Here is a 5,120-nt window from a genome sequence, read left to right as displayed (position 1 = left end):
CAGCAGCGCCGTGGCCAGCACCGCGTCGGAGCGGCTGGCCAGGCGCGCGGCCGAGGTGGGCGCATCGCTCGACGCGGCCGCGCGGCGCGTGTCGGCCGGCGCGAGGGCGGTGTCGATCACCAGGCGCGTGTCCAGGCCGGCGGCCGGCGGCGTGCCCACTGGCAGCACGACCGGTGCTGCGGCCGACGGGGCGGGCGCTTCTGTGGGGGCTTTCGTCTCTTCGGCCACCGGTGTCGCGGGGGCGGCGACGGGTGCAGGGGCGACGGGCGCCGGTGCAGGCGCCACCACCGGCGCGGGCTCGACGACGACGACGGCGAAGACCATCTGAGCGCTCGCTCCGGCGGCGTCGCTGGCCGTCACGCGCACAAACAGCTCGCCGGCATCGGCCAGCGCCGGTTGGGCTGTGAATACCTGGTGCTGGGCATCGAAGCTCAGCCAAGCCGGCAACGCGGAGCCATCGGCAAGGGTTGCCGCATAGGCCAGCACGTCGCCGGCGTCGGCGTCGTCGAACGTTGCCGGCGGCAGGGCCCACTGCACGCTGCTGCCGGCGAGCGCCGATTGCGCAGGCATGGGCAGGGCCAATGTCGGCGCGTCGTTGACGTTGCGGACCGTCAGCGCGAAGCCCGTGCTCGCGCTTGCACCACCGGGGTCGGTGGCCGTGACTTGCAGATTCAGCGCGCCGACGTCGGCATTGGCGGGCGTGCCGCTGAAGGTGCGGGTCGTCGCGTCGAAGTGCAGCCAGGCCGGCAGCGCAGCGCCCGAGCTAAGGCGGGCGCTCAGGGCGAGCGTGTCGCCTGCATCGATGTCGGTGAAGAGGCCGGCGGGCAGCGTGAAGCTGAACGCCTGATCCTCGGTCGCGCTTTGCGCAGCGATGGAGCCGGCGGCGACCGGAGCGTCGTTGACGTTGGCCACCGTCAGCGTGAAGGCGCCGCGGGCGGTCGCGCCGCTGGCATCGGTGGCGGTCAACTGGAGGGCGAGGCTGCCGATATCGGCATTGGACGGCGTGCCGCTGAACGTCTGCGTTGCCGCGTCGAAACGCAGCCAGGCCGGCAGCGCCGCACCGGAGGCGAGGCTGGCGGTGAGGGTCAGCGTGTCGCCGGTATCCATGTCGGTGAACAGCCCCGCCGGCAGCTTGAAGACGAAGCCCTGCCCCTGCGTGGCGGCCTGCGTGGCGATGGGGCCGGCCAGCACGGGTGCGTCGTTGACGTTGGCCACGGTGAGGGCGAAGCTGCTGCCCACGCTGGCGCCGCCTGCATCGGTCGCCGTGACGGTCACGCGCAGCGAACCCACGTCCGCGTTGGACGGCGTGCCGGTGAAGCTGCCGTTGGTGGCGTCGAAGTGCAGCCAGGCCGGCAGCGCGGCGCCCGAGTCGAGGCGGGCGGTCAGGGCCAGCGTGTCGCCCACGTCGATGTCGGTGAACAGCCCGGCGGGCAGCGTGAGGGTGAAGGCCTGGCCCTGGGTCGCCGTCTGCGCGGCGATGGCGCCGGCGGCAGGCGCATCGTTCACGTTCGCTACGGTCAGCGTGAAGCTGCCGGTGGCCGTCGCGCCGCTGGCGTCGGTCGCCGTCACGTTGACGGTGAGGGCGCCCACGTCGCCGTTGGCCGGCGTACCGCTGAAGGTCGCGGTGGCGGCGTCGAAGTGCAGCCATGCGGGCAGCGCCGCACCCGAGCCGAGGCGGGCGGTGAGGGCCAGCGAGTCGCCCGCGTCGATGTCGGTGAAGGTCCCGGCCGGCAGCGCGAAGCTGAAGGCCTGGTCCTGAGCTGCCGCCTGTGCGGCGATGAAGGCGGCGACCGGCGCGTCGTTCACGTTCGCCACGGTCAACCCGAAGCTGCCCGAGGCCGTCGCACCGCCGCCATCGGTGGCGGTCACGTTGACCGTGAGGGCGCCCACGTCGCCGTTGGCCGGCGTACCGCTGAAGGTCGCCGTGGCGGCGTCGAAGTGCAGCCATGCAGGCAGCGCGGCGCCCGAGCCAAGGCGTGCGCTCAACGCCAGCGTGTCGCCCGCATCCACGTCCGTGAAGGCCCCGGCCGGCAGCGCGAAGCTGAAGGCCTGGCTCTGCGTCGCCGTCTGCGCGGCAATGACGCCCACGACCGGCGCGTCGTTCACATTCGCCACGTTGAGAGTGAAGCTCCCTACGGCCGTCGCGCCGCTGGCATCGGTGGCCGTCACGTTGACGGTGAGGGCGCCCACGTCGCCGTTGGCCGGCGTACCGCTGAAGGTCGCGGTGGTGGCGTTGAAGTGCAGCCACGCGGGCAGCGCTGCGCCCGAGCCGGGGCGTGCGGTCAACGCCAGCGTGTCGCCCGCATCCACGTCCGTGAAGGCCCCAGCCGGCAGCGCGAAGCTGAAGGCCTGGCCCTGCGTCGCCGTCTGCGCGGCAATGACGCCTGCGACCGGCGCGTCGTTCACGTTCGCCACGKTGAGCATGAAGCTGTCGGTGGCCGTAGCGCCGCTGGCATCGGTGGCCGTCACATTGACGGTGAGGGCGCCCACGTCGCCGTTGGCCGGCGTACCGCTGAAGGTAGCGGTGGCGGCGTCGAAGTGCAGCCATGCAGGCAGCACCGCGCCCGAGCCGAGGCGTGCAGTCAGCGCCAGCGTGTCGCCCGCATCCACGTCGGTGAAGGCCCCGGCCGGCAGCGTGAAGCTGAAGGCGTGGTCCTGCGTCGCCGTCGGTGCGGCGATGACGCCGGCGACCGGCGCGTCGTTCACGTTCGCCACGGTGAGCGTGAAGTTGCCGGCGGCTGTCGCGCCGTTGCCATCGGTGGCCGTCACGTTGACGGTGAGGGCGCCTACGTCGCCGTTGGCCGGCGTGCCGCTGAAGGTCGCCGTCGCGGCGTCGAAATGCAGCCATGCCGGCAGCGCAGCGCCTGAGCCGAGGCGAGCGGTCAACGCCAGTGCGTCGCCCACGTCGATGTCGTTGAACACGCCGGCCGGCAGCGTGAAGGCAAAGGCGCTGCCCTGGCTCGCTGACTGCGCGGCCAGCGTCGCGGTGAGCTGGGGCGCATCGTTGGCGTTGGCCACGCTCAGCGCGAAGTCGACGTGTGCGTCGGCGCCGTCGCGGTCGGTGGCGGTCAGGCGCAGGCTGAGCTGTCCGACGTCGCCATTGCCCGGCGTGCCGCTGAGCGTCTGTGTCGCGGCATCGAAGGCCAGCCAGGCGGGCAGCGGCGCACCGGAGGCGAGCGTGAGGCTGTAGCTCAGCGTGTCGCCGACGTTGATGTCGATGAAGAGGCCCGCCGGCAGCGCGAACACGAAGGGCATGTCCTCCGTCGCGGCTTGGTCGGCCACGCTGCCGACCAGCACCGGCTCGTCGTTCAGGTCGATCACGGTCAACTGGAAGTCGCTTGCCGCGCTGGCGCCGGCGGCGTCGGTGGCCGTCACGCGAATGGTCAGCGTGGCCACGTCCACTTCGCCGGGTGTGCCGGAGAAGCTGCGGGTCGCGGCGTCGAAATGCAGCCAGGCCGGCAGGGCGGCGCCGCCAGCCAGCGCGGCGCTGTAGGTCAGGGTGTCGCCGATGTCGATGTCGCTGAAGCGGCCGGCCGGCACCGTGAAGGCGAAGGCGGCGTGCTGGATGGCGGACTGGTCGGCAATCGCGGCGGCCGGCTGCGGCGCGTCGTTGACCGGCGTGACCGTCAGGCTGCTGGCGAAGCTGGCGCTGCTGAAGGCGCTGCTGCCGCCGTTGCTGCGCGTGTCGGCCAGGGCGCCGGCGCTGCCGCTGGTCTGGTCCCAGGCGCGCAGGCGCAGGCCGTTGGCGACGCTGCCGTTCCAGTCGGCTGCGGGCACGAAGCGCACCGCCGTGGCGGCGTCCGCGGCCAGCAGGCGGGACGAGGCATCGCTCACCGGGCCGATGGCCTGCCAGGTGGCGCCGCCGTCGCGTGTGTACTGCCAGCTGCCATGGGCATCGTCCACGCCGATGACGGCCACACCTGCCACGGCCGCATCGTCCGCGTCGCCGACATGGCCGGCGATCAAGGCCGACACCAGCATGCCCGCGTGCCCGGTCAGGTCTTCGGTGATGGCAGTGAAGTCATTGACGCCGCCGAGCGTCGGGGCGTCGTTCACGGCGGCGACGCCGAGTGTCCACTGGCGGGCCGCGCTGTCGGCGATGCCGTCATTGACGCTGAGCGTGAAGCCGCGCGCGGTAGTGCTCGGCGCGTCGCTCGCGTTGGCGTAGGTGACCAAGCGCAGCGCCGCTTGCCATTGCGCGAGCGTGGCCGTCTGGCCGGCCGAGCTGAGGTTCAAGGTGCCGGCGCTGTAGCTGGCAACGATGTTGCCCATGGTCAGGCCGTCGTTGGCGAAGCGCAGTTCGTCCTGCGCGCCCGCGTAGCCGCTGCTGATGCGCCACTGCGCGGCGGCCAGCGTCGCGTGATCGGCGTCGCTGAGCGTCAGCCCCGGGGCCAGCGCGAGCGGCGCGCCGCCCTCGGTGAAGTTGGCGGCCGGCGTGCCGAGGGTGAGCACCGGCAGGGCGTCGGCGCCGATGGCGATGTTGATGCTGCCACTGGCCTGGCGGGCGCCGCCCAGGCCGGTGCCGCCGAGGTCGTCGACGCTGACGTCCAGCCGCGACAGGCTGGCCGAGCCGGCGCTGAAGCTCAGCGTCTGCAGCGCGGCATTCAGGTTGGCCGCGCTGCCGAGCAGCACCACGGTGCTGTCGAGCGTGCCCGTGCCGCTCACCAGCGTCAGGCCGGCGAGGCTGCCAAAGCTGAGCGTGCCGCCGCCGGCCAGGTTGGCCGTGGTCAGCGTCAGCCGCAGTGACGTGGCGCCGCTGTCGATGTCGGCCAAGCGGATGGCATTGCCGCCGGCATCGGCGAACTGCAGCGGCGTCAGCAGCGGCGTGGACTGCGTGCCGGGCAGGCTCAGCGTCGGCGCGTCGTTGACCGCATTGACGGTGATGGCCACGCTGCCGCTGGCGGTGCGGGCGCCACCGCTGCCGGTGTTGCCGAAGTCGCTGACCGACAGGTCGAGCTGGTCTGCGCCGCTGTAGTCGCTGCCCGGGCGGTATTGCAGGCTGGCCAGCGCCGCATTGATGGCGCTTTGGCTGCCGCCGAACACCAGGCTGGCGTTGTCGCTGCCGGTGCCGACGACGAAGGACAGGCCGGCCGTCTGCGCCAGCGTCAACCGGCCGTGGG

Annotated in this window: 1 protein-coding gene; it reads right to left on the bottom strand. The window is 72.8% G+C overall.

All coding sequences use genetic code 11. The features are described from left to right. On the bottom strand, positions 1-5,120 hold a 5,120-nt coding region (locus ACXRVZ_RS27295; RefSeq protein WP_458233098.1), incomplete at both ends, for a putative Ig domain-containing protein.

The sequence above is a fragment of the Roseateles sp. P5_E8 genome (assembly GCF_054177665.1).
The sequence above is the reverse complement of the archived record's forward strand: the minus strand, read 5'-3'. Positions and strand labels throughout refer to the sequence as shown.